Genomic DNA, 23,825 nt, shown 5'->3' with positions numbered 1-23,825 from the left:
CAAAGGCAGGTTCTTTAAGGTAAGGAGGTGATCCAACCGCAGGTTCCCCTACGGTTACCTTGTTACGACTTCACCCCAGTCATGAATCACAAAGTGGTAAGCGCCCTCCCGAAGGTTAAGCTACCTACTTCTTTTGCAACCCACTCCCATGGTGTGACGGGCGGTGTGTACAAGGCCCGGGAACGTATTCACCGTGGCATTCTGATCCACGATTACTAGCGATTCCGACTTCATGGAGTCGAGTTGCAGACTCCAATCCGGACTACGACGCACTTTATGAGGTCCGCTTGCTCTCGCGAGGTCGCTTCTCTTTGTATGCGCCATTGTAGCACGTGTGTAGCCCTACTCGTAAGGGCCATGATGACTTGACGTCATCCCCACCTTCCTCCAGTTTATCACTGGCAGTCTCCTTTGAGTTCCCGGCCTAACCGCTGGCAACAAAGGATAAGGGTTGCGCTCGTTGCGGGACTTAACCCAACATTTCACAACACGAGCTGACGACAGCCATGCAGCACCTGTCTCAGAGTTCCCGAAGGCACCAAAGCATCTCTGCTAAGTTCTCTGGATGTCAAGAGTAGGTAAGGTTCTTCGCGTTGCATCGAATTAAACCACATGCTCCACCGCTTGTGCGGGCCCCCGTCAATTCATTTGAGTTTTAACCTTGCGGCCGTACTCCCCAGGCGGTCGACTTAACGCGTTAGCTCCGGAAGCCACGCCTCAAGGGCACAACCTCCAAGTCGACATCGTTTACGGCGTGGACTACCAGGGTATCTAATCCTGTTTGCTCCCCACGCTTTCGCACCTGAGCGTCAGTCTTTGTCCAGGGGGCCGCCTTCGCCACCGGTATTCCTCCAGATCTCTACGCATTTCACCGCTACACCTGGAATTCTACCCCCCTCTACAAGACTCTAGCCTGCCAGTTTCGAATGCAGTTCCCAGGTTGAGCCCGGGGATTTCACATCCGACTTGACAGACCGCCTGCGTGCGCTTTACGCCCAGTAATTCCGATTAACGCTTGCACCCTCCGTATTACCGCGGCTGCTGGCACGGAGTTAGCCGGTGCTTCTTCTGCGGGTAACGTCAATTGCTGAGGTTATTAACCTCAACACCTTCCTCCCCGCTGAAAGTACTTTACAACCCGAAGGCCTTCTTCATACACGCGGCATGGCTGCATCAGGCTTGCGCCCATTGTGCAATATTCCCCACTGCTGCCTCCCGTAGGAGTCTGGACCGTGTCTCAGTTCCAGTGTGGCTGGTCATCCTCTCAGACCAGCTAGGGATCGTCGCCTAGGTGAGCCGTTACCCCACCTACTAGCTAATCCCATCTGGGCACATCTGATGGCAAGAGGCCCGAAGGTCCCCCTCTTTGGTCTTGCGACGTTATGCGGTATTAGCTACCGTTTCCAGTAGTTATCCCCCTCCATCAGGCAGTTTCCCAGACATTACTCACCCGTCCGCCACTCGTCACCCGAGAGCAAGCTCTCTGTGCTACCGTTCGACTTGCATGTGTTAGGCCTGCCGCCAGCGTTCAATCTGAGCCATGATCAAACTCTTCAATTTAAGTTTGATGCTCGTGAATTAAACTTCGTAATGAATTACGTATGTTCACTCAGAGACTTGGTATTCATTTTTCGTCTTGCGACGTTAAGAATCCATGTCACTTTGAGTGCCCACACAGATTGTCTGATAAATTGTTAAAGAGCAGTGCCGCTTCGTTTTCGCTGCGGCGCGGGGTGTGCATATTACGCTTTCCCGCTTCAGAGTCAAGCGTTTATTTCGCTGTTCTCTGCTGACCCGGCGGCGTGTGTGCCGTTGTTCCGTGTCAGTGGAGGCGCATTATAGGGAGTAATTCCGAAGCTGCAAGGATAAAGTGAAAATTATTTACTGACTGCTCACTTTCCATGCAAAACGCATCCCAGACCTCAATTTTCGCCTGGTTTTTAAACAAAAACGAGCCGCAAGCGGCTCGTTTTTGCGTTTTGTGACTTACTGCACTGCCACAATACGATCGTCGTTGGCTTCCAGACGGATAACTTTGCCCGGAATCAGTTCTCCGGAGAGGATCTGCTGCGCCAGCGGGTTTTCGATCTGCTGCTGAATAGCACGTTTCAGTGGACGCGCACCATAAACCGGATCGTAACCATTCTCGCTCAGCAGCTTCAGCGCATCGTCGGAGATGTGAATTTCATATCCACGCTCTTCCAGACGTTTGTACAGACGCTGCAGCTGGATCTGCGCAATCGACGCAATGTGTTTTTCACCCAGAGGGTGGAATACCACCACTTCGTCAATACGGTTAATGAACTCCGGACGGAAGTTATGGCTAACCACACCGAGCACCAGATCCTTCATATGGCTGTAGTCAAGTTCACCGAAACGTTCCTGAATCAAATCGGAACCCAGGTTCGAGGTCATGATGACGACCGTATTACGGAAATCGACCGTTCTCCCCTGCCCGTCCGTCAGACGACCATCATCGAGCACCTGAAGCAGGATGTTGAACACATCCGGATGCGCTTTTTCCACCTCATCCAGCAGGATGACGGAATAAGGACGCCGGCGCACCGCTTCGGTCAGGTAGCCGCCCTCTTCATAACCAACATATCCCGGAGGCGCACCGACCAGACGCGAGACGGAGTGTTTCTCCATGAACTCGGACATGTCGATACGCACCATCGCATCGTCGCTGTCGAACATAAAGTTTGCCAGCGCTTTACACAGTTCGGTTTTACCGACACCGGTCGGCCCCAGGAACAGGAACGAACCGATCGGGCGATTTGGATCGGAAAGCCCAGCACGGCTACGGCGAATAGCGTTGGAGACCGCTTCAACCGCCTCGTCCTGACCAATCACCCGCTGATGCAGATCCTGCTCCATACGCAGCAGCTTATCGCGTTCGCTTTCCATCATGCGCGCCACCGGAATACCGGTCCAGCGAGCGAGCACTTCGGCAATTTCGGCATCCGTAACTTTATTACGTAACAGACGCATGGTTTTGCCTTCAGACTGCGTGGCGATCTCAAGCTGTTTCTCCAGCTCAGGGATTTTGCCGTACTGCAGTTCAGACATACGTGCCAGGTCACCCACACGGCGAGCCTGCTCAATGGCAATTTTGGCCTGTTCGAGTTCCGCTTTAATGGTCTGCGTGCCAGAGAGGGAGGCTTTCTCGGCTTTCCACTCTTCTTCCAGTTCAGAATACTGGCGCTCTTTATCGTCCAGCTCTTCATTGAGCATATCCAGGCGTTTCTTACTGGCTTCATCAGACTCTTTTTTCAGCGCCTGCTGTTCCAGCTTGAGCTGAATGATGCGGCGGTCGAGTCGGTCCAGTTCTTCCGGCTTCGAGTCAATCTGCATACGAATGCTCGACGCCGCTTCATCGATCAGGTCGATTGCTTTATCAGGCAACTGACGATCGGCGATATACCGATGCGAAAGCGTCGCCGCCGCAACGATGGCCGGGTCAGTAATCTGTACATGGTGGTGCAGTTCATAACGCTCTTTCAGACCACGCAGGATCGCGATGGTATCTTCAACGCTTGGCTCGGCAACAAACACCTTCTGGAAACGACGTTCCAGAGCGGCATCTTTCTCAATGTACTGACGATACTCATCAAGCGTAGTGGCACCGACACAGTGAAGTTCACCACGCGCCAGCGCAGGTTTCAGCATGTTCCCGGCATCCATCGCGCCGTCGGCCTTACCAGCCCCCACCATGGTGTGCAGTTCATCGATAAACAGAATGACGTTGCCTTCCTGTTTCGCCAGGTCGTTCAGCACGCCTTTCAAACGCTCTTCAAACTCACCGCGGTATTTCGCCCCGGCCACCAGCGCGCCCATATCCAGCGCCAGTACGCGGCGGCCTTTCAACCCTTCCGGCACTTCACCGTTTACGATACGCTGCGCAAGCCCTTCAACGATGGCGGTTTTACCGACCCCCGGCTCACCAATCAGTACCGGGTTGTTTTTGGTACGACGCTGCAGTACCTGAATCGTACGGCGGATCTCTTCGTCACGGCCGATAACCGGGTCAAGTTTGCCCTGCTCGGCACGTTCGGTCAGATCGACCGTAAATTTCTTCAAAGCCTGACGTTGGTCTTCGGCTCCCTGATCGTTCACGCTTTCACCTCCGCGCATTTTCTCAATCGCCTGAGTCACATTGGCGGTGGTCGCACCGGCAGATTTCAGCAGGTCGGTCAAGGTACCGCGTGATTCAAGCGCCGCCAGAACAAAGAGCTCCGACGAAATAAAGTTGTCCCCACGTTTTTGCGCCAGCTTGTCGCAAAGGTTCAGCACGCGCACCAGATCCTGCGACGGTTGAACGTCGCCGCCGGTACCTTCTACCTGCGGTAAACGGCTCAGCGCCTGATCGATATCGGTGCGTAACTGGCCAGCATTAATGCCAGCAGACGTTAATAAAGGACGTACCGATCCCCCTTCCTGATTCAGCAAGGCGCTCATTAAATGAAGAGGTTCGATGAATTGGTTGTCGTGCCCCAGTGCAAGGGACTGGGCATCGGCGAGAGCAAGCTGGAATTTATTAGTAAGACGATCCAGACGCATAACTCCTCCCATAACAGGTCAAATTTGCTACTGGAGATTAAATGAGGTCATCCCTCAATTATTCAAGGTTAATGACCTGAATTATGTGAAAAGAAAACGGCACGTGCCGGATCGTCTTGATTCTTTAGGTTATATCAGCCAAATGAAACTTGCCATACGACCCGTCGTCTTGTCGCGGCGATAGGAGAAAAAATCACCCTTTTCGGTGAACGTACAGCGATCGCCGCCGAAGATCTGCGTTACGCCAATATTATTCAGACGCTGGCGGGCAAGCTGGTAAATATCCGCCAGATATTTTTCCCCGGCAGGCAGGAAGGCCTCAATGGCTTGCGGATCTTTTTCCATGAATGCTTCGCGAACCTCCGGCCCCACTTCAAAAGCACGAGGGCCAATCGCCGGACCTAGCCAGGCCATGATATTGGCGGGATCATCATTGAAGCAGGCGACGGTCTCTTCCAGCACGCCCTCGCATAAGCCACGCCAGCCCGCGTGAGCTGCTGCCACCTCCGTACCGGCACGGTTACAAAACAGAACCGGCAGACAATCGGCGGTCATTACGGCACAAACCGTACCCGGCGTATTACTGTAAGAAGCATCGGCGCGTTTGGAAGCGTAAGGTTCTCCCGTCAGCTTCAGTACCGCTTTGCCGTGAACCTGCTCCAGCCAAACCGGTTTCGACGGCAGATTTCCCGCAGCAAACAGACGCGTGCGGTTCTCTTCAACGTGTTCCAGGCTGTCGCCACAGTGTGCGCCGAGGTTTAAAGACTCCCACGCGCCCTGGCTCACGCCGCCAATACGGGTCGAACTACAGGCGGCCACGCCTGCAGGCAGCGGCCACTCCGGGACAATCAGTTTGGTCATAACCAGTCCACTTGATCCTTATGTTCTTCGAAATCGGCACGCATGGCATCAATGAGTTCCACCATATCCTGCGGGATAGGCGCATGCCATTCCATCTGGATACCACTGATCGGGTGATAAAGACGCAGCATGGTCGCGTGCAGCGCCTGACGATCGAATTTACGCAGTACGCTGATGAACTCATCCGACGCGCCTTTTGGCGGACGCGGACGACCGCCGTACACCTGATCCCCCACCAGCGGATGGGTAATGTGCGCCATGTGAACGCGGATCTGGTGAGTACGACCGGTTTCCAGGCGCAGGCGCAGACGGGTATGAATACGGAAGTGCTCCATAATGCGATAGTGCGTCACCGCCGGTTTACCCATCGGATGCACCGACATATGGGTACGTTTCGTCGGGTGACGGCTGATCGGCTCTTCTACCGTGCCGCCAGCGGTCATGTGTCCAATCGCCACCGCTTCATATTCGCGAGTAATCTCACGCAGCTGCAGCGACTCCACCAGACGGGTCTGAGCGGGAACGGTCTTCGCCACCACCATCAGACCGGTGGTGTCTTTATCCAGACGGTGAACGATGCCTGCACGTGGGACATCCGCAATCGGCGGATAATAATGAAGAAGTGCGTTAAGTACCGTACCGTCTGGATTCCCTGCGCCCGGATGAACAACCAGGTCGCGCGGCTTGTTGATCACCAGAATGTCATCATCTTCATAGACGATGTCCAGTGGGATATCCTGCGGCTCGAAGCGGATTTCCTCTTCGATTTCAGCATTGATGGCAACAGCTTCCCCACCAAACACTTTCTCTTTTGGTTTGTCCCAGATCTTGCCGTTTACCAGCACGCGCTGGTCAAGGATCCATTCTTTTATACGTGAACGCGAATAATCAGGGAACAATTCGGCCAAAGCCTGATCTAAGCGTTGACCGAGCTGATTTTCGGAGACTGTTGCGGTGAGTTCTACTCGTTGTGCCATAAACTGCTTCTTTGTTTAACGTTGGGTTTTACGGCTTTGCCGTTTAATATAGTGTGCTATTGTAGCTGGTCTTAATCGGGAGCAGGAACAGAGTTTCTCCCGGACAAACATTTGAGGAAAGTCAAAACGTCATGACGCGCATGAAATATCTGGTGGCAGCGGCCACGTTGAGCCTGGCTTTGGTGGGCTGCTCCGGTTCGAATGAACAGGTCCCTGACAATCCGCCGAATGAAATCTATGCGACTGCACAACAAAAGTTGCAGGACGGTAACTGGAAACAGGCGATAACGCAACTGGAAGCGTTGGATAATCGCTATCCATTTGGTCCGTATTCGCAGCAGGTACAGTTAGATCTTATCTACGCCTACTACAAAAATGCCGATCTGCCGCTGGCTCAGGCAACTATCGATCGTTTCATGCGTCTGAACCCGACTCATCCTAACATCGACTACGTCATGTACATGCGCGGCCTGACCAACATGGCGCTGGACGACAGCGCCCTGCAGGGCTTCTTCGGCGTAGATCGCTCCGACCGAGACCCGCAGCATGCGCGCGACGCCTTCAATGATTTCTCCAAGCTGGTGCGCGGCTATCCGAACAGTCAGTACGTCACCGACGCGACCAAACGTCTGGTGTTCCTGAAAGATCGTCTGGCGAAATATGAATACTCCGTTGCGGAATACTATACCCGCCGTGGCGCATGGGTTGCTGTGGTTAACCGCGTAGAAGGTATGCTGCGTGATTACCCGGATACTCAGGCAACGCGTGACGGCCTGAAGCTGATGGAAAATGCTTACCGTCAGATGCAGATGACCGCTCAGGCTGAAAAAGTGGCGAAAATCATCGCCGCGAACAGCAGCAACACGTGATATCGCTTCAATGCAAAACGGCAGCCCGAAGGCTGCCGTTTCTTTATTCAATTCAGACATCCGCTGAAGCGCTTTAGCCTCAACACATCCCGTCAACTATGACCGCAATTCGTACCTTCCACAAGGTAAATCTCATCTCTTCCTGCCCTGCCTCACAAAAAAGATTCCCTGACAAAAACCGACAAAATAACGTGATCTAAATCACACATTTTGACATTAGGTCGGGTATGCTGGAATCACCAAGACGGAAAGACAAGAGGTAAAATTTATGACAATGAACATTACCAGTAAACAAATGGAAATTACTCCGGCAATTCGCCAGCACGTCGCAGACCGTCTCGCCAAACTGGATAAATGGCAAACACATTTGATTAATCCACATATCATCCTGTCCAAGGAGCCCCAGGGTTTCATCGCTGACGCAACTATCAATACTCCAAACGGCCATCTGGTCGCCAGCGCAAAACATGAGGATATGTACACCGCTATTAACGATTTGATAAACAAGCTGGAACGGCAGCTCAATAAAGTGCAACACAAAGGTGAAGCCCGTCGCGCCGCAACGTCGGTGAAAGACGCCAGCTTCGCGGAAGAAGTTGAAGAAGAGTAATCCTTTAAATTGAGTGTACCGCCAACGCGCCTTCGGGCGCGTTTTTTATTGACAGGGTGAAAACAGTACGGGTACTTTAACGGTATCAATCACAGGATGACTTTATGAAACTTACGCCGTTCTTCTTCGCATTCTTTTTTACCTTCCCCTGAACGGGAGGCGTTTCGTCGTGTGATAAAGAATGCGAAGACGAACAACAAGGCCTCCCACACCGGGGGGCCTTTTTTATTGATAACGATAAAATGAGACAGGCAACACTATGACACCGGAAAACCCGTTACTGGATCTGCGAGTAAAAATCAGCGCGCTGGATGAAAAATTACTGGCGCTGCTGGCCGAACGTCGCGCCCTCGCCGTTGAAGTGGGCAAAGCTAAGCTGGACTCCCATCGTCCGGTCCGTGACATCGACCGCGAGCGGGATCTGCTGGAACGTCTCATCCAGCTCGGCAAAGCGCATCACCTCGATGCCCACTACATCACCCGGCTGTTCCAGCTCATCATCGAAGATTCCGTTCTGACCCAGCAAGCGCTACTCCAGCAGCATCTCAATAAAACCAACCCGCACTCGGCGCGCATCGCCTTCCTCGGGCCTAAAGGCTCCTACTCTCATCTGGCCGCACGCCAGTATGCCGCACGTCATTTTGAAGAGTTTATTGAGAGCGGCTGCGCAAAATTCGCCGATATTTTTAACCAGGTTGAGACCGGCCAGGCGGATTACGCCGTCGTGCCGATTGAAAACACCAGTTCCGGTGCCATCAACGACGTCTACGATTTACTGCAGCACACCAGCCTGTCGCTGGTCGGCGAGCTGACGATCCCTATCGATCACTGCGTGCTGGTCTCCGGTTCAACGGACCTGAACACGATCGAAACGGTCTACAGCCATCCGCAGCCTTTCCAGCAGTGTAGCCAGTTCCTGAACCGCTATCCGAACTGGAAAATTGAGTACACCGAAAGCACCTCGGCGGCAATGGAAAAAGTAGCGCAAGCCAACTCCCCAACCGTTGCTGCGCTCGGCAGCGAAGCGGGCGGCGCGCTGTATGGCTTACAGGTTCTGGAACGCAATCTTGCTAACCAGACGCAAAACATCACCCGCTTCGTGGTGCTGGCCCGCAAGGCAATCAACGTGTCAGACCAGGTGCCGGCGAAAACCACGCTGCTGATGGCGACCGGCCAGCAGGCGGGCGCGCTGGTAGAAGCCCTGCTGGTGCTGCGCAACCACAATTTGATCATGACCAGGCTGGAATCACGCCCAATCCACGGTAATCCTTGGGAAGAGATGTTTTACCTCGATATCCAGGCCAACCTGGAATCTGCATCCATGCAGAAAGCCCTGCGCGAACTGGGTGAAATTACCCGTTCAATGAAAGTGCTGGGCTGCTATCCGAGCGAAAACGTCGTCCCGGTCGATCCAAGCTAGCATTCGATAAAACGGCTTTTCTTCATCCCTGCCACATTAACCGGCAGGGTGAAGACGGCTCCGGAAAGCGGATACTTCGCCACCTCCTCCGCATCCATATTTTCCCGCGTGGTGGTAATGAACAGCGTTTTCATATCATCGCCGCCAAAGCAGACCATCGTCGGGCAACGCACCGGCATGCGGTATTCTTCCAGTTGCTCCCCTTGTGGAGAAAAACGCGCGATACGCCAGCCGTCAAACAGCGCGCTCCAGTAGCAGCCTTCCACATCCATCGCCGCACCGTCCGGTATCCCCTCGCCCTTATTAAACTGACGAAACACCTCGCGCCTGCCCGGTTCGCCCTGCTCATCAAGCGGGGTACGGAAGATCACACCGTTGGGCGTGTCTGAGGTAAACATCCACTGCTTATCCGGGCTAAACGCCAGGCCGTTGTGCCCGTGAATATCGCACTGGATCACTTTCGGCGTCAGGTCATTGTCGATGCGCATCAGCAGGGCACCGTTGTAATCTCCCGGCCCCCAGAACGTGCCCGCATAGAAGCGCCCCTGGTGGTCGGTACCCCCATCATTAAAACGTGCGAGCTGCGGGTTTGAGGGGTTATCGCACACCTTGCGCTGCAGGAGCCCATGCTTATCGGCAAGCCAGATGCCGTTGCGCATAGCGACGATAAAGCCGCCTCGCTCACGCAGGGCAAAGCAGCCCACCTCTTCATGGAAGCAAAGCACGGTATGTTCCCCCGTCGGCAGGTGGTAGCGGTGGATCTCCCCTTCCAGAATATCCGCCCAGTAAAGCGCATTTTCTTCTGCGCTCCACGTCGGGCATTCGGGCAGATGCCCGGTGTAGTTCAACAGCAGCTGCGGTTCAGCCATGACAGTTCCCCAAAATGAAAAAAGCCAGCATTGCTGGCTTTCAGTATATACATCATTGGATTACTGGCGACTGTCATTTGCCTGGCGCAACAGCGTGCGGCTTTCACTCTGGAAACGCGTGGCGTAATCGCCGAACCAGTGCTCCACTTTGCGGAAGCTGTCGATAAACGCCTGCTTGTCTCCGTGCTCCAGCAGCGTAATGGCTTCGCCAAAGCGTTGATAGTAGCGCTTGATCAGCGCCAGGTTATTTTCAGACGACATGATGATGTCGGCGTAAAGCTGGGGATCCTGCGCAAACAGACGCCCGACCATCGCCAGCTCAAGACGATAGATCGGTGAAGAGAGCGCCAGCAACTGTTCAAGCTGCACGTTCTCTTCAGCCAGATGCAGGCCGTAGGCAAAGGTCGCAAAGTGGCGCAGCGCCTGAATGAACGCCATGTTCTGATCGTGCTCGACCGCGCTGATGCGGTGCAGCCTCGCGCCCCAGACCTGAATCTGTTCCAGGAACCATTGATAGGCTTCCGGCTGACGGCCGTCGCAGTAAACCACCACCTGCTTTGCCAGGCTGCCGCTGTCCGGGCCAAACATCGGGTGCAGCCCGAGCACCGGGCCCGTATGCGCAGCCAGCATCGCCTGCAGAGGACCGTTTTTAACGGAAGCCAGATCCACCAGAATGCAGTCTTTTGGTAAAGGAGGAAGCTTCCCGATGATCTGCTCCGTCACGTGGATCGGCACGCTGACGATAACCATTCCGGCATCTTTCATCAGTTCCGGTGCTTGTGCCCAATCCTCTTTTTCCAGAATGCGCACCTGATAGCCAGAAAGCGTCAGCATTTTCTCGAACAGACGCCCCATCTGCCCTGCTCCGCCAACAATAACCACCGGACGCAGGGACGGACAGAGGGTTTTAAAGCCCTTGTCGTTTTCGCTGGAATAGGATTCCCGCATCACGCGACGCAGAACATCTTCAATCAAATCCGGCGAAACGCCCAGCGCCTGCGCCTCTTTACGACGGGAGGCCAGCATTGAGGCTTCGCGCTCCGGGACGTAAATCGGCAGGCCGTATTTGCTTTTCACCTCACCGACTTCAGCAACAAGCGCCATGCGGCGCGACAGCAGGTCCAGCAGCGCCTTATCCACTTCATCAATTTGATCGCGCAGTGCGGTCAATTCAGCAACCATAACTACCCTCTTAAGCCAGACGCGTCGCCAGCTGGCCGCTTAAATCTTTATGGATCTCACGCAGCAGCGCATCGGTGGTTTCCCAGCTGATGCAGGCATCCGTCACGGAGACGCCGTGCTTCATCGCGCTGCGCGGCTGTTCTGATGACTGATTACCTTCATGAATGTTGCTCTCAATCATCAGGCCGATAATCGAACGGTTTCCGTCTTTGATCTGTGCGACCACGGATTCCGCAACCGCTGGCTGGCGACGGTAATCTTTATTCGAATTACCATGACTGCAATCTACCATCAGTGCCGGACGCAGTCCCGCCTGTTCCATCTCTTTTTCACACTGCGCCACGTCCGCCGGGCTGTAGTTTGGCGCTTTACCGCCGCGCAGGATCACATGACCGTCCGGGTTGCCCTGCGTTTGCAGCAGGCACACCTGGCCCGCCTGGTTGATCCCAACAAAGCGGTGCGGCATGGCGGCGGCGCGCATGGCGTTGATCGCTGTCGCCAGGCTGCCATCGGTACCGTTTTTAAAGCCAACCGGCATCGACAGGCCAGACGCCATCTCACGGTGGGTTTGCGATTCAGTCGTACGCGCACCAATTGCGGACCAGCTAAACAGATCGCCCAGGTATTGCGGGCTGTTTGGATCCAGCGCTTCGGTTGCCAGCGGCAGCCCCATGCTGACCAGTTCCACCAGCAGGCGACGCGCAATCTTCAGGCCTGCTTCCACATCAAACGAGCCATCCATGTGCGGATCGTTGATCAATCCTTTCCAGCCAACCGTCGTGCGTGGCTTTTCAAAATAGACGCGCATCACCAGGTAGAGGCTATCGCTGACCTCCTCCGCTAATGCTTTAAATCGACGCGCATACTCAATGGCGGTTTCAGGATCGTGAATAGAGCAAGGACCACAAACCACCAGCAGGCGCGGATCGCGGCCAGCGATAATGTCAGAAATGGTCTGGCGAGAGTGCTCGATCTGAGCCTCCTGCGCGGCGCTCAGCGGAAACTCCGCTTTCAGTTGATCCGGGGTAATCAAAACCTGTTCGTCAGTGATATGTACGTTGTTCAGCGCGTCTTTTTGCATGATAGCGATCCTGTAAAGCTCGTTTGCGATAGTTGTTTTCCTCAGTGAGGTGAAACCACGATACCATAAAAAGTAAACATTTCAATCCAAAATACGTACACATTAGTTTACATTAGCACAATAAAGGCAAAAATCAGCCGCTAAAATCGTAAAGTTTAAATTACACTCTAAATTTCTCCCGCCAGGCTATGCTGAAGAAAAAGGAGAAGGGTTATGCGATCAATTGCTTTCGTCCTGCTGTCGCTGTTTTTATCGGGCTGTCAGATTAATCCTTACACTTTCCAGCCCAACTGGACGAGCCCGGACTGGTTCAGCGCGGGTAAAGAAGACGCCATAAATGGCCTGCCGGTTAAAGATAATCAGACCCTGGCCGATAGTTTTAACGACCCCCACGTCGATCATAATGAATATCTTCGCGGCTATGCTGATGGTCAGAAAAAAGTGTGTGAAGAAGGCTTTATTCATGCATGGGGATTAGCGGGCAAATCTTATCCAGCCAGTTGTGATACTGTTGAAAATGCAGCGAAACTGCATGCGTCATGGCAAAAAGGAATGGATGAAAGTATGCGTTCCAGCAGGCTTAATTAAGTCTGCTTTTATTCTTTGGAAAATAAACAACTGTAGGATTTAGCTTAGGTCAGCCATGAGCTATTTCTGACATAATGACGGTTCTGATAAACAATGGTATTCTGCCCGCAACTCTTAAGGACATCTATTTCCGGAGCGGTACGGCGGATTCTGGTGAGAAATTTATACTTGAACTCTTTGTTCCGACTCACTCTGGTGCTAATGCTGTTCCTTATGGTGGGCCCGGCGATGGCAGGCGCGCTCTCGGAGACAGATAAATCGGTACGTTCTATTGTCTCAGGCATAGTGAGCTATACGCGATGGCCGTCGCTTTCCGGTCAGCCTAAACTCTGCATCTATGCCACTTCTCACTATACGCACGCGCTCAGCGAAAACCAGGGGCATAACGAGTTACCTTATACCCCCGTTATTGTACGTAACGATCGGGAAGCCCTGGCCGCGACATGCGATGCTGTTTATTTCGGGACTGAACCACCTGCGAAACAACTTGAATTAATAAGTCAATATCAGGGCAGAGCATTGCTATTAATCTCAGAGCAAAATCCGGAATGTGTTATTGGCAGCGCCTTTTGCCTGATAATCGATCGTGGCCAGGTGCGATTTTCCGTCAATCTGGATGCGTTGACACGCAGTGGCGTCAGGGTTAACCCGGATGTATTGATGCTTGCACGGAATAAGCAGCATGGATAAAGATTTCATCTCGACGCAGCGTCCGACCTTTAAAAGAACGCTGAGGCGAAACAGCATGATAAGCGTCATCATCACAATGACGTTAATATGGCTGTTGCTCTGTTTTGCCTCGGTCGTAACATTAAAACAATACGCGCAAAAAAATCTCGAATTAACCGGCGCCACAATGAGCCACAGCCTTGAAGCCTCTCTGGTTTTCAACGATTCACTGGCGGCCAACGAAACGCTCGCTGCGCTGGGTAAGCAGGGGCAGTTTGCCGTAGCAGAAGTCATCAACGGGCATAAAAAGCGCTTTGCCTACTGGTCCTGGAACCCGAAGGATAATAACGACACGCTGGGGGCGCTGGTCAGCCGCTGGCTTTTCCCCGTTCCGGTTGCGCAGCCCATCCTGCACAACGGCGCGAAGATAGGTGAAATACGTCTTACCGCGCGTGACAGCCTTATCAGCCATTTCATCTGGATGTCGTTTGCCGTCCTCACCGGCTGTATTCTTTTTGCAACCGTCGTCGCTCTCACCATTACCCAGTCTCTGCACCGCGGCATGGTCACGGCGCTGCAAAATATCACCGACGTTGTGCATGACGTCCGCACCAATCGCAACTTTTCCCGTCGGGTGAAAGATGGGCGCATTGAAGAATTCCATCAGTTTGGAGAAGACTTTAACAGCCTGCTGGACGAGATGGAGGAGTGGCAGCTTAAGCTCCAGGCGAAAAACGCTCAGTTGCTTCGTACCGCCATGCACGACCCGCTCACCGGTCTTGCTAACCGCGCTGCGTTTCGTAACAGTATTGCGGCATTAATGAATGACCCCTCGGCAAAAACAAACTCGGCCCTGCTCTTTCTCGACGGTGATAATTTTAAGTTTATTAACGACACCTGGGGACACGCGGCAGGAGACTGCGTGCTGATTGAAGTCGCCAGCAGGATGATGGAATTTGGCGAGAAACGCCATCAGTCCTACCGCCTTGGCGGTGACGAATTTGCCATGGTGCTGTACGGGGTGCATTCTGAACCAGAGGTTCAACACATTTGTGCTGCGCTAGCGCAGCAGTTTATCCGTCCGTTTGATCTGCATAACGGACAAAAAGCATCGATGTCACTCAGCATTGGCTTTGCTCTGGCGTGGGAAAATGCTTCCGTGGAAGCATTACTGGAGAGGGCTGACCGCAACATGTACCAGGTTAAAAACCAGCGTACGAAAACAATAAGTTAGAAAGGATACACTATGTTAAAACGTTACTTCGCGCCGTTAATTATGGCCTCACTGGTTCTGGCAGGCTGTCAGTCGCCGCCCCAGGGCAAATTTACTCCTGAGCAAATCGCGGCGATGAAGTCATACGGTTTTAACGAACTGAACGGCGACTGGTCGCTTGGTATGTCGGACACCATCCTCTTTGATAAGAATGACGCCAGACTGCGTCCGGAAAGTGAAACACAGATCCAGTCCATGGCCTCTCGTCTGGCGAAAACTGGCCTGAATCACGCGCGAATGGACGGCCATACGGATAATTACGGTGAAGCAAGCTACAACGAAGCCCTGTCGTTAAAACGCGCCAATGCCGTGGCCGACGCGTGGGCGAAGGGCGCGAATATCCCGCGCAGCAATCTCACCACCCGGGGATTAGGCCAAAAATATCCGATTGCGAGCAACAGCACTGCACAAGGGCGCGCTGAAAACCGCCGGGTGTCAGTGGTTATCAGCGCGCCATAGGATTATTTAGCGGATGATTCGGTGAGCGACACGCCTGTTGCCGCTCGCCAGCGCAGCCAGTCAATCAGAACAAACAGCGCCAGACTCACGCCCATCACAGGCAAAGCCAGACCCAGCAGTGCGCTGATGACCACGGTAACACCTCTTCCCCACCCTGACAGCGCCAGCCAGCTCTGAGAAAGCGTCTGCACCGGACTCATTACCGACTGTGCCGGACGACGCATCCACCACATCCGGTATCCCCAGATGATAAGCACGCACAGGGCAAGGCCGAAAGCAACGAGCAGCAGCTGATTCACCAGCCCGAATAAGATCCCCATATGGAAATCCACGCCCCAGCGGGTCAGTTTTGCCATGAGCGGGAAGTCCTCGAATCGGGTTCTGTCGAGGATCTGCATCGTACCGGGATCAACCGCAACGGCGTCCACCTGAGTCGGCCAGCTGCGGTCGATTTCCGTCACTGTCCATGTGCGATCCATTGTTTTCGCCGGGCGGATCTCCAGCCTGTTGGCATCAATCCCCGCTTTACGCGCCGCGCTTAACACACCGTCAAACCGAGTCAGATCCATCGCCATTTCCGGCATCATCATTCCGCCGTGATGGCCACGGTGTTCGGCGTGCTCATCCACGCTCTCCGGCACGCCGGATAGCGTCGTATTCACCTGCGGGGTTAGCCAGTTCAACTCAGCGCGCAGCTTATCAACATTCCCCCCCGCCCACTGGGACCAGGTCAGGCCGGTTGCAGAGAAGAGCAGCATGCCCCCCAGTAATATCCAGCCGAGCGTCACATGCACCCGACGGCGGTTCTGGAAGCGATTGTTAATCCGGCGTTTTGGTCGCGTATAAAACCACAGGGCAATCCCTCCCAGTGCGGCCACCCACATCCAGGAAGCGGCCAGTTCGCTATAGAGCCGCCCGATATCGCCCAGCATCAGAGAAGTATGCAGATAATCAATGGTCTGACGCAGCGGTAAAATCCCGCTGGTGCCGTACACCGTCATATCCCCCCGCACCGCCAGGCTTACCGGATCAATAAAGATCGCCCGGTTTTCCGAGGGCCCCAGCGTCGGGTCAGCAAACATCACGCGGGTGGTTTCACCTTCAACCAGCCCCGGGCGAACGGCGTGCAAACGCAAATCTGAGCCAACGGCCTTTTCCGCCGTGGCGATTTGTTCCGCCAGCGGCTTCGGCTCGCCCACGGAATCCGTATGGAGCGCGTGCCGGTAGAGCGCATTCTCGAGCTGCGGGGTCGCCACGTACAGCGTACCGGTCAGCGCGGCGAAGAAGATAAACGGGCCAACAAATAGCCCGACGTAGAAATGGAGACGACGCAGCAGGTTTCCCCATGCCGCGCGCGGAGTGCAGGTAGTCATACTTTTCCTTTTTAAGGCAAAAAGTTATCGATTGAGTTTTTAAAGGGAAAAAGCAGACTGCCGCGGCGGCGCGCGGGTATCAGGGTAAAGCCAGGGGAAAAAGTGCCAGTGGCTGACCGCCTGACGCGGCGGCTTCACGCGAAGCCTTTGCAGCACGATACTGAGCAGCACTATCAGCGCGAGCATCACGCCAGGGACATGCGCTAACAGCACGCAGTAGCCGCACGCCTCCGCATGGTCGACAGGCATCGTTTGAGGCATATCGCCGTGATGCTCGTCCATCGACATCATGCTCATGTCATGATGCATGCCCGGCATGGCGCTCATGGGGTCTTTCTGCAGCGAAACGGAGATAAGGGGTGCTACCACGATCAGCAGGATCGCAAACAGCGCGGTCAAAGCCGCTGCGCGTTTCCGGTTAGGCTGATGCAGTACGTTATCCACTTCCCCTCCATTCAAGAGGCAAGCATTGTAAATGATTTATGACGAAAGGGTTAATGCGAGAGGTGCGATGGGATAAAAAAAGGGCCAGCCTTTCGGCCAGCCCTTTCTAACAGGATGTCGCTTAAGCGAATCTTAGTTCAGACGCTCTTTAATACGAGCAGACTTACCAGTACGCTCACGCAGGTAGTACAGTTTAGCTTTACGTACAGCACCACGACGTTTAACAGCAATGCTGTCAACTACCGGAGAGTGAGTCTGGAAGACACGCTCAACGCCTTCGCCGTTGGAAATTTTACGAACAGTGAATGCAGAGTGCAGACCGCGGTTACGAATAGCGATAACCACGCCCTCGAATGCCTGCAGACGTTTTTTGGAACCTTCAACAACCCATACTTTCACTTCCACGGTGTCACCTGGACGGAAGGAAGGTACGTCCTGCTTCATCTGCTCTTGTTCAAGTTGCTTAATAATGTTGCTCATAATTTAATCTCTTATCCTGGGTAAACTGATATTCGGGAGCGTATTACGCCTTCCCATCATGTTCATGCTGCTGGTGCGCGTGTTCAGTTTTGAACTCGGCCAGCAACTTTGCTTGCTCTTCAGTCAGAGCCAGGTTTTCCAGAAGTTCAGGTCTTCTAAGCCAGGTTCGGCCCAGCGACTGCTTCAAACGCCAGCGACGTATCTCGGCATGGTTTCCAGACAGTAACACTGCCGGTACTTCCATCCCTTCTAACACTTCAGGACGAGTATAGTGTGGACAGTCCAGCAATCCATCGGCAAAGGAATCTTCCGTTGCCGAAGCTTCATGGCCCAGTACCCCCGGAATAAACCGGGCGACGGAGTCAATCAGCGTCATTGCCGGTAACTCACCACCGCTGAGAACGTAATCGCCGATAGACCATTCTTCGTCAATCTCGGTTTGAATTACGCGCTCATCTATCCCTTCGTAACGACCACAGACCAGAATCAGCTTTTGATTCGTCGCCAGTTCGCTCACGCCCGCTTGATCAAGCTTGCGTCCCTGAGGTGACAGATATATCACCTTTGCGCCTTCACCTGCCGCGGCTTTTGCTGTGTGAATGGCGTCCCGTAAGGGTTGCACCATCATTAGCATCCCCGGTCCGCCGCCGTAAGGACGATCGTCCACGGTACGGTGCCGGTCATGAGTAAAGTCACGCGGACTCCAGCTCTGGATGCTCAGCAGGCCATTCTTTACTGCCCGGCCAGTTACCCCGTAATCGGTAATCGCGCGGAACATTTCAGGAAACAGGCTAATTATGCCAATCCACATAGCGCCGTCTTTTACCGTTTATCCGGAGAATTTAAAAACCAGGATCCCAATCTACTTCAATGGTTTGAGTAGCGAGATCGACTTTCTTGATAACCTGTCCATCGAGGAACGGGACCAGCCGCTCCTTGATGCCAAATGCATCTTTCAGGTTTGCCTTAATGACGAGAACGTCATTTGACCCGGTTTCCATCATATCGATGACTTTCCCCAGGCTGTAACCTTCAGTGGTGACTACCTGGCAGCCCATAAGGTCTTTCCAGTAGTAGTCGCCCTCTTCCAGCTGTGGCAACTGCGACGAATCCACGACAATTTCACAATTAGTCAGCGCATTCGCGGCATCACGATCGTCAATGCCTTTCAGCTTGATGATGATGTCCTGATTGTGGTGACGCCAGCTTTCCAGCTCGACCTCTTCCCACTTACCGGCTTTCTGGATGAACCAGGGCTGGTAATCAAAAATGCTATCAGCGTCTTCAGTGGAGGAAAACACTCTGAGCCAACCACGGATACCGTAGCAAGAACCCATTTTTCCCAATACGATCGGTTCAACAGGTGCTTTATTGCTCATCATGACCACCGTGACAGATTAAGCTGCTTTGTTTGCTGCTTTGATCAGCGTAGCAACGCGATCGGAAACAGTAGCGCCCTGGCCAACCCAGTGAGCGATACGATCCAGATCCAGACGGGTTTCTTCTTCTGCGCCAGAGGCCAGTGGGTTGAAGAAACCAACGCGCTCAATGAAGCGACCGTTGCGTGCATTACGGCTGTCAGTCACAACAACCTGGTAGAACGGACGCTTTTTAGCGCCGTGACGTGCTAAACGAATAGTTACCATAACATCCTCTTGTGTGAATAAAACAACCGGGCCCCATCGAGGAACGGAGCCCGGGTGTCATATTAAAAGCCCGAAAATTTTACTCATTTTCGGGCAAAAAGCAATCTCAAAAGCGATTAACGCCCTGGAAAACCGGGAGGCATCATGCCTTTCATGCCGCGCATCATCTTCGCCATGCCGCCTTTCTTCATTTTCTTCATCATGCGCTGCATGTCGTCGAACTGTTTCAGAAGGCGGTTAACGTCCTGCACCTGCATGCCGCAACCGGCAGCGATACGGCGCTTACGGGAACCTTTGATGATTTCTGGCTTGGCTCGTTCTTTCAGCGTCATGGAGTTAATGATCGCCTCCATACGCACCAGCACTTTGTCATCCATCTGGGATTTAACGTTGTCAGGGATCTGGCCCATGCCCGGCAGTTTGCCCATCAGGCTTGCCATGCCGCCCATGTTTTTCATCTGACGCAGCTGCTCAAGGAAGTCGGTCAGATCGAAACCGTCGCCTTTTTTCAGCTTGCTGGCGAGCTTTTCAGCCTGCGCGCGGTCGACCTTGCTCTCGATATCTTCGATCAGCGACAGCACGTCGCCCATGCCGAGGATACGGGAGGCGATACGGTCCGGGTGGAACGGCTCCAGCGCTTCGGTTTTCTCGCCCACGCCGAGGAACTTGATCGGCTTACCGGTGATATGACGAATAGAAAGCGCCGCACCGCCGCGGGCGTCGCCGTCGACTTTGGTCAGCACCACGCCGGTTAACGGCAGCGCTTCGTTAAACGCTTTCGCGGTATTCGCCGCATCCTGACCGGTCATGGCGTCAACGACAAACAGGGTCTCTACCGGGTTGATAGAAGCGTGCACCTGCTTGATTTCGTCCATCATCGCTTCGTCAACGTGCAGACGACCGGCGGTATCCACCAGCAGCACGTCGTAGAATTTCAGCTTCGCTTCTTTCAGCGCGGCGTTAACGATGTCGACAGGCTTCTGGGCAACGTCGGACGGGAAGAAGTCCACGCCGACCTGCTCGGCCAGCGTTTCCAGCTGCTTGATCGCCGCCGGGCGATAGACGTCCGCAGAGACCACCAGCACTTTCTTCTTGTGCTTTTCGCGCAGGAATTTACCCAGCTTACCGACGCTTGTGGTTTTACCCGCACCCTGCAGGCCCGCCATCAGCACCACGGCCGGTGGCTGAGCCGCCAGGTTAAGCACCTGGTTCTCTTCGCCCATCGCCGAAACCAGTTCGTTACGAACGATTTTGACGAACTCCTGACCCGGGGTCAGGCTCTTGTTAACTTCATGACCAACCGCCTTCTCTTTTACGCGGTTGATAAAATCACGAACAACCGGCAACGCCACGTCTGCTTCCAGCAGCGCCATGCGCACTTCGCGCAGCGTTTCCTTGATGTTCTCTTCAGTAAGGCGTCCGCGGCCGCTGATGTTGCGCAGCGTGCGCGACAAACGATCGGTTAAATTATCAAACATTGTCTCTCGCCTGAGTAGAAACGTTGGGCCGCATTGAGCGACACATACACAGAATTTTGCCGGAGTATAACATGAAGGCGCCTTTGTTGTTATGCAACGGTTGGAGCAGGCGTCACGTAACGTTATACTGCTTCTCTTTCTTATTAAGACAACTGTCGATGCCTATATGCCTGTTTTCGCACTGATCGCCCTTGTTGCCTACTCTGTCAGCCTCGCGCTGATCATTCCCGGACTGCTGCAAAAAAACAGCGGCTGGCGGCGCATGGCTATTCTTTCGGCGGTCATCGCACTGATAAGCCACGCGTTTGCGCTGGAATCACGCATTATTCCCGGCGACGGCAGCGTGCAAAACCTGAGCGTCCTCAACGTCGGCTCGCTGGTCAGCCTGATGATCTGTACGGTAATGACCATCGTCGCGTCTAAAAATCGCGGCTGGCTGCTGCTGCCGATTGTGTATACCTTCGCGCTGATCAATCTGGCTTTAGCCACCTTTATGCCTAATGAATTCATTACGCATCTGGAGGCGACGCCGGGGATGCTGGTGCACATCGGCCTGTCGCTGTTCGCCTATGCAACGCTGATCATCGCCGCGCTTTACGCCATGCAGCTCGCCTGGATTGATTACCAGTTGAAAAACAAAAAGCTGGCGTTCAACCATGAAATGCCGCCGCTGATGGTCATTGAGCGTAAGATGTTCCACATCACCCAGATAGGCGTGGTGCTGCTGACGCTCACGCTCTGCACCGGCCTGTTTTACATGAAGAACCTGTTCAGCGTGGAGAATATCGATAAAGCAGTGCTCTCCATCATCGCGTGGTTTGTCTATATTGTCCTGTTGTGGGGCCATTATCATGAAGGCTGGCGCGGTCGTCGCGTCGTCTGGTTCAACGTCGCGGGTGCGGGCATTCTCACCCTTGCCTATTTTGGCAGCCGCTTCATACAGCAATTTGCTGGCTAAGTTATAAAAGGAGTTCCCCCTGGAACACATCTCTACCACCACGCTGATCGTTATCCTGATCGTCATGGTGGTCATCTCCGCCTATTTTTCCGGCTCGGAAACCGGCATGATGACCTTAAACCGTTACCGGTTGCGTCATCGTGCTAAACAGGGTAACCGTGCCGCCCGCCGCGTTGAAAAACTGCTCCGCAAGCCGGATCGGCTGATAAGCCTGGTGCTTATCGGCAACAACCTTGTCAATATTCTGGCCTCAGCCCTCGGCACCATCGTTGGGATGCGCCTGTACGGCAACGCCGGGGTGGCGATTGCCACCGGCGTGCTGACGTTTGTGGTGCTGGTGTTTGCCGAAGTATTGCCAAAAACCATCGCCGCGCTTTACCCGGAAAAGGTGGCCTACCCGAGCAGCTTCCTGCTGGCACCGCTGCAGATCCTGATGATGCCGCTGGTCTGGCTGCTGAACATGGTCACGCGCGTTTTGATGCGGATGGTGGGGATCAAAGCCGACGTCACTATCAGCAGCGCGCTCAGCAAAGAAGAGCTGCGCACCATCGTGAACGAATCCCGCTCGCAGATCTCCCGGCGCAATCAGGATATGCTCCTGTCGGTGCTGGATCTGGAAAAAGTGAGCGTGAATGACATCATGGTGCCGCGCAACGAGATCGTCGGTATCGACATCAACGACGACTGGAAAGCCATTGTTCGCCAGCTGACGCACTCTCCGCATGGGCGCATCGTGCTCTATCGCGATTCGCTGGATGACGCCATCAGCATGCTGCGCGTGCGCGAAGCCTACCGTCTGATGACCGAGAAAAAAGAGTTCACCAAAGAGGTGATGCTGCGCGCCGCCGACGAGATTTACTACGTGCCGGAAGGTACGCCGCTCAGCACGCAGCTGGTTAAATTCCAGCGCAACAAGAAAAAAGTCGGCCTGGTGGTCAACGAGTACGGCGATATTCAGGGCCTGGTGACGGTCGAAGATATTCTGGAAGAGATTGTCGGGGACTTTACCACGTCGATGTCCCCTTCCCTCGCGGAAGAGGTCACCCCGCAAAACGACGGTTCGGTGCTGATTGACGGTAGCGCGAACATCCGTGAACTCAACAAAGCCTTTAACTGGCATTTGCCGGAAGATGAAGCTCGTACCATGAACGGGATGATTCTGGAAGCGCTGGAAGAGATCCCGGCGGCGGGCACGCGGGTGCGCATTGAGCAGTACGATATTGATATCCTGGACGTGCAGGACAATATGATTAAGCAGGTGAAGGTGCTGCCCGTTACGCCACTTAGGGAAAGTATTGCCGAGTAAAGCGTAGGCCGGGTAAGGCGAATGCCGCCACCCGGCACTACAGGGAGCAAATTAGGCTTTCGCTTTCGCCACGGTCACCATCGCAGCGCGAATGGTACGGCCATTCAGGGTGTAACCTTTCTGCATCACGCCCAGCACTTTACCGGCTTCAATCTCTTCAGATTCCACCATCGCAATGGCCTGGTGAACGTTTGGATCCAGCGGCACATCGGTATCCGCAATCACTTCCACGCCAAACTTACGCACGACGTCGAGCATGGATTTCAGCGTCAGTTCGATACCTTCGATCATCGCCGCGTTGTCCGGATTCGCTTTGTCAGCCACTTCCAGCGCGCGGTCGAGGCTATCGATCACCGGCAGCAGTTCGTTGACGAATTTCTCCAGCGCAAATTTATGCGCCTTCTCAACGTCCTGCTCGGTACGACGACGCAGGTTTTCCATTTCCGCCTTGATGCGCAGAACGGTGTCGCGTTCGCGATTCTGTGCTTCTACCAGTTGGGCTTCCAGATTCGCAATTTTTTCATCGCGCGGGTCCACCTGCTCAGCAGATGCGTCTGGCTCTACAGCCTCAACTTCATCGTGCTGTTCCGTGATAATTTCTTCAGGGGCTTGCCCCTCAGGCGTTTTCTGTTCTTTACTACTCATGAATTTCTCCGCGTTTTTCTGCATTCATCTCGCTAACTTCGCTTATTATGGGGATCAGTTTCCTGGATTCAAGGGAA

At 54.0% G+C, this 23,825-nt stretch carries 24 protein-coding genes, 1 rRNA gene and 1 other annotated feature; of the genes, 10 read left to right on the top strand and 15 right to left on the bottom strand.

What is annotated here, in order from left to right:
• Positions 1-20 precede the first annotated feature (20 nt).
• The 4 genes from ACTJI7_RS20315 to rluD form a co-directional block, all read right to left on the bottom strand.
• Positions 21-1,560 (bottom strand): 16S ribosomal RNA (locus tag ACTJI7_RS20315).
• Between the two features lie 426 nt (positions 1,561-1,986).
• The gene (clpB, locus tag ACTJI7_RS20310) at positions 1,987-4,560 is read right to left on the bottom strand and encodes an ATP-dependent chaperone ClpB (protein WP_028014114.1); all 2,574 of its coding nucleotides are present in this window, start codon (positions 4,558-4,560) and stop codon (positions 1,987-1,989) included.
• A gap of 129 nt (positions 4,561-4,689) precedes the next feature.
• Entirely contained in the window at positions 4,690-5,421 is a 732-nt protein-coding gene (yfiH, locus tag ACTJI7_RS20305) for a purine nucleoside phosphorylase YfiH (RefSeq protein WP_041908642.1), read from the bottom strand.
• Positions 5,418-6,398 carry a 23S rRNA pseudouridine(1911/1915/1917) synthase RluD gene (rluD, locus tag ACTJI7_RS20300; RefSeq protein WP_028014116.1) on the bottom strand — a complete coding sequence of 327 codons (981 nt, stop codon included), beginning with the start codon at positions 6,396-6,398 and terminating at the stop codon, positions 5,418-5,420. Before rluD ends, yfiH begins: the two co-directional genes overlap by 4 nt.
• Before the next feature lie 131 nt (positions 6,399-6,529).
• Here rluD and bamD point away from each other — a divergent pair, with 131 nt between their 5' ends.
• The 4 genes from bamD to pheA all read left to right on the top strand — a co-directional run bounded on the left by bamD (position 6,530) and on the right by pheA (position 9,297).
• Entirely contained in the window at positions 6,530-7,267 is a 738-nt protein-coding gene (gene bamD, locus ACTJI7_RS20295; protein WP_023308867.1) for an outer membrane protein assembly factor BamD, read from the top strand.
• A gap of 268 nt (positions 7,268-7,535) precedes the next feature.
• The gene (gene raiA / locus ACTJI7_RS20290) at positions 7,536-7,877 is read left to right on the top strand and encodes a ribosome-associated translation inhibitor RaiA (protein WP_003863162.1); all 342 of its coding nucleotides are present in this window, start codon (positions 7,536-7,538) and stop codon (positions 7,875-7,877) included.
• A gap of 103 nt (positions 7,878-7,980) precedes the next feature.
• Positions 7,981-8,106, top strand: a sequence feature (Phe leader region).
• Positions 7,982-8,029, top strand: coding sequence for a pheA operon leader peptide PheL (gene pheL, locus ACTJI7_RS20285; RefSeq protein WP_100249759.1), 48 nt, complete (start codon positions 7,982-7,984; stop codon positions 8,027-8,029). It overlaps the preceding feature by 48 nt.
• A gap of 30 nt (positions 8,107-8,136) precedes the next feature.
• The gene (gene pheA / locus ACTJI7_RS20280; protein ID WP_028014117.1) at positions 8,137-9,297 is read left to right on the top strand and encodes a bifunctional chorismate mutase/prephenate dehydratase; all 1,161 of its coding nucleotides are present in this window, start codon (positions 8,137-8,139) and stop codon (positions 9,295-9,297) included.
• Here the strand turns inward: pheA and ACTJI7_RS20275 are convergent.
• Genes ACTJI7_RS20275 through aroF form a run of 3 tightly spaced genes read right to left on the bottom strand, consistent with a single transcriptional unit; the run spans position 9,294 to position 12,429 of the window.
• Positions 9,294-10,166, bottom strand: a complete 873-nt coding sequence (locus ACTJI7_RS20275; RefSeq protein WP_192979281.1) for an SMP-30/gluconolactonase/LRE family protein — start codon at positions 10,164-10,166, stop codon at positions 9,294-9,296. The two genes, pheA and ACTJI7_RS20275, sit on opposite strands and share 4 nt — an antisense overlap.
• Before the next feature lie 60 nt (positions 10,167-10,226).
• Positions 10,227-11,348: a bifunctional chorismate mutase/prephenate dehydrogenase gene (tyrA, locus tag ACTJI7_RS20270; protein WP_192979282.1), complete on the bottom strand. Its 1,122-nt coding sequence runs from the start codon at positions 11,346-11,348 to the stop codon at positions 10,227-10,229.
• Between the two features lie 10 nt (positions 11,349-11,358).
• Complete coding sequence (gene aroF / locus ACTJI7_RS20265) at positions 11,359-12,429, bottom strand: 3-deoxy-7-phosphoheptulonate synthase AroF (protein WP_041908638.1); 1,071 nt, start codon at positions 12,427-12,429, stop codon at positions 11,359-11,361.
• A 213-nt stretch (positions 12,430-12,642) separates the two neighbouring features.
• Between aroF and ACTJI7_RS20260 the strand changes: the two genes are divergently transcribed.
• From ACTJI7_RS20260 to ACTJI7_RS20245, 4 genes are all read left to right on the top strand, one after another.
• Positions 12,643-13,017, top strand: a complete 375-nt coding sequence (locus tag ACTJI7_RS20260) for a DUF2799 domain-containing protein (RefSeq protein ID WP_048959075.1) — start codon at positions 12,643-12,645, stop codon at positions 13,015-13,017.
• A gap of 228 nt (positions 13,018-13,245) precedes the next feature.
• The gene (locus tag ACTJI7_RS20255) at positions 13,246-13,707 is read left to right on the top strand and encodes a YfiR family protein (RefSeq protein WP_370528543.1); all 462 of its coding nucleotides are present in this window, start codon (positions 13,246-13,248) and stop codon (positions 13,705-13,707) included.
• Positions 13,700-14,920, top strand: coding sequence for a diguanylate cyclase DgcN (dgcN, locus tag ACTJI7_RS20250; protein WP_088204854.1), 1,221 nt, complete (start codon positions 13,700-13,702; stop codon positions 14,918-14,920). The genes ACTJI7_RS20255 and dgcN overlap by 8 nt, the downstream gene beginning before the upstream one ends.
• 12 nt (positions 14,921-14,932) lie before the next feature.
• Complete coding sequence (locus ACTJI7_RS20245) at positions 14,933-15,418, top strand: OmpA family protein (RefSeq protein ID WP_088204855.1); 486 nt, start codon at positions 14,933-14,935, stop codon at positions 15,416-15,418.
• A 2-nt stretch (positions 15,419-15,420) separates the two neighbouring features.
• Here the strand turns inward: ACTJI7_RS20245 and ACTJI7_RS20240 are convergent, their stop codons facing one another.
• The 7 genes from ACTJI7_RS20240 to ffh all read right to left on the bottom strand — a co-directional run bounded on the left by ACTJI7_RS20240 (position 15,421) and on the right by ffh (position 20,839).
• On the bottom strand, positions 15,421-16,791 hold the full coding sequence (locus tag ACTJI7_RS20240; protein WP_192979283.1) for a PepSY-associated TM helix domain-containing protein: 1,371 nt from the start codon (positions 16,789-16,791) through the stop codon (positions 15,421-15,423).
• A gap of 39 nt (positions 16,792-16,830) precedes the next feature.
• Positions 16,831-17,235, bottom strand: coding sequence for a DUF2946 domain-containing protein (locus tag ACTJI7_RS20235; RefSeq protein ID WP_063155578.1), 405 nt, complete (start codon positions 17,233-17,235; stop codon positions 16,831-16,833).
• Positions 17,236-17,367: 132 nt separating this feature from the next.
• Entirely contained in the window at positions 17,368-17,715 is a 348-nt protein-coding gene (rplS, locus tag ACTJI7_RS20230; protein ID WP_002914145.1) for a 50S ribosomal protein L19, read from the bottom strand.
• Between the two features lie 43 nt (positions 17,716-17,758).
• Positions 17,759-18,526 (bottom strand): tRNA (guanosine(37)-N1)-methyltransferase TrmD, encoded by a 768-nt coding sequence (trmD, locus tag ACTJI7_RS20225; RefSeq protein ID WP_003863138.1) that lies wholly within the window; start codon positions 18,524-18,526, stop codon positions 17,759-17,761.
• Between the two features lie 31 nt (positions 18,527-18,557).
• Positions 18,558-19,097, bottom strand: a complete 540-nt coding sequence (gene rimM / locus ACTJI7_RS20220) for a ribosome maturation factor RimM (protein WP_028014127.1) — start codon at positions 19,095-19,097, stop codon at positions 18,558-18,560.
• A 15-nt stretch (positions 19,098-19,112) separates the two neighbouring features.
• Positions 19,113-19,361 carry a 30S ribosomal protein S16 gene (gene rpsP, locus ACTJI7_RS20215; protein ID WP_022649067.1) on the bottom strand — a complete coding sequence of 83 codons (249 nt, stop codon included), beginning with the start codon at positions 19,359-19,361 and terminating at the stop codon, positions 19,113-19,115.
• 116 nt (positions 19,362-19,477) lie between these two features.
• Positions 19,478-20,839 carry a signal recognition particle protein gene (ffh, locus tag ACTJI7_RS20210; protein ID WP_003863132.1) on the bottom strand — a complete coding sequence of 454 codons (1,362 nt, stop codon included), beginning with the start codon at positions 20,837-20,839 and terminating at the stop codon, positions 19,478-19,480.
• Positions 20,840-21,005: 166 nt separating this feature from the next.
• Between ffh and ACTJI7_RS20205 the strand changes: the two genes are divergently transcribed.
• Both ACTJI7_RS20205 and ACTJI7_RS20200 read left to right on the top strand, forming a co-directional pair.
• Positions 21,006-21,797 (top strand): cytochrome C assembly family protein, encoded by a 792-nt coding sequence (locus ACTJI7_RS20205; RefSeq protein WP_032645009.1) that lies wholly within the window; start codon positions 21,006-21,008, stop codon positions 21,795-21,797.
• 19 nt (positions 21,798-21,816) lie between these two features.
• Entirely contained in the window at positions 21,817-23,103 is a 1,287-nt protein-coding gene (locus ACTJI7_RS20200) for an HlyC/CorC family transporter (protein ID WP_032644905.1), read from the top strand.
• A 51-nt stretch (positions 23,104-23,154) separates the two neighbouring features.
• Here the strand turns inward: ACTJI7_RS20200 and grpE are convergent, their stop codons facing one another.
• Positions 23,155-23,748 (bottom strand): nucleotide exchange factor GrpE, encoded by a 594-nt coding sequence (gene grpE, locus ACTJI7_RS20195; RefSeq protein WP_032644906.1) that lies wholly within the window; start codon positions 23,746-23,748, stop codon positions 23,155-23,157.
• Positions 23,749-23,825: the final 77 nt, after the last annotated feature.

Source organism: Enterobacter sp. 22499, from assembly GCF_052044815.1.
Classification (GTDB): domain Bacteria; phylum Pseudomonadota; class Gammaproteobacteria; order Enterobacterales; family Enterobacteriaceae; genus Enterobacter; species Enterobacter bugandensis.
This window is presented reverse-complemented; position numbering and strand designations above follow the sequence as displayed.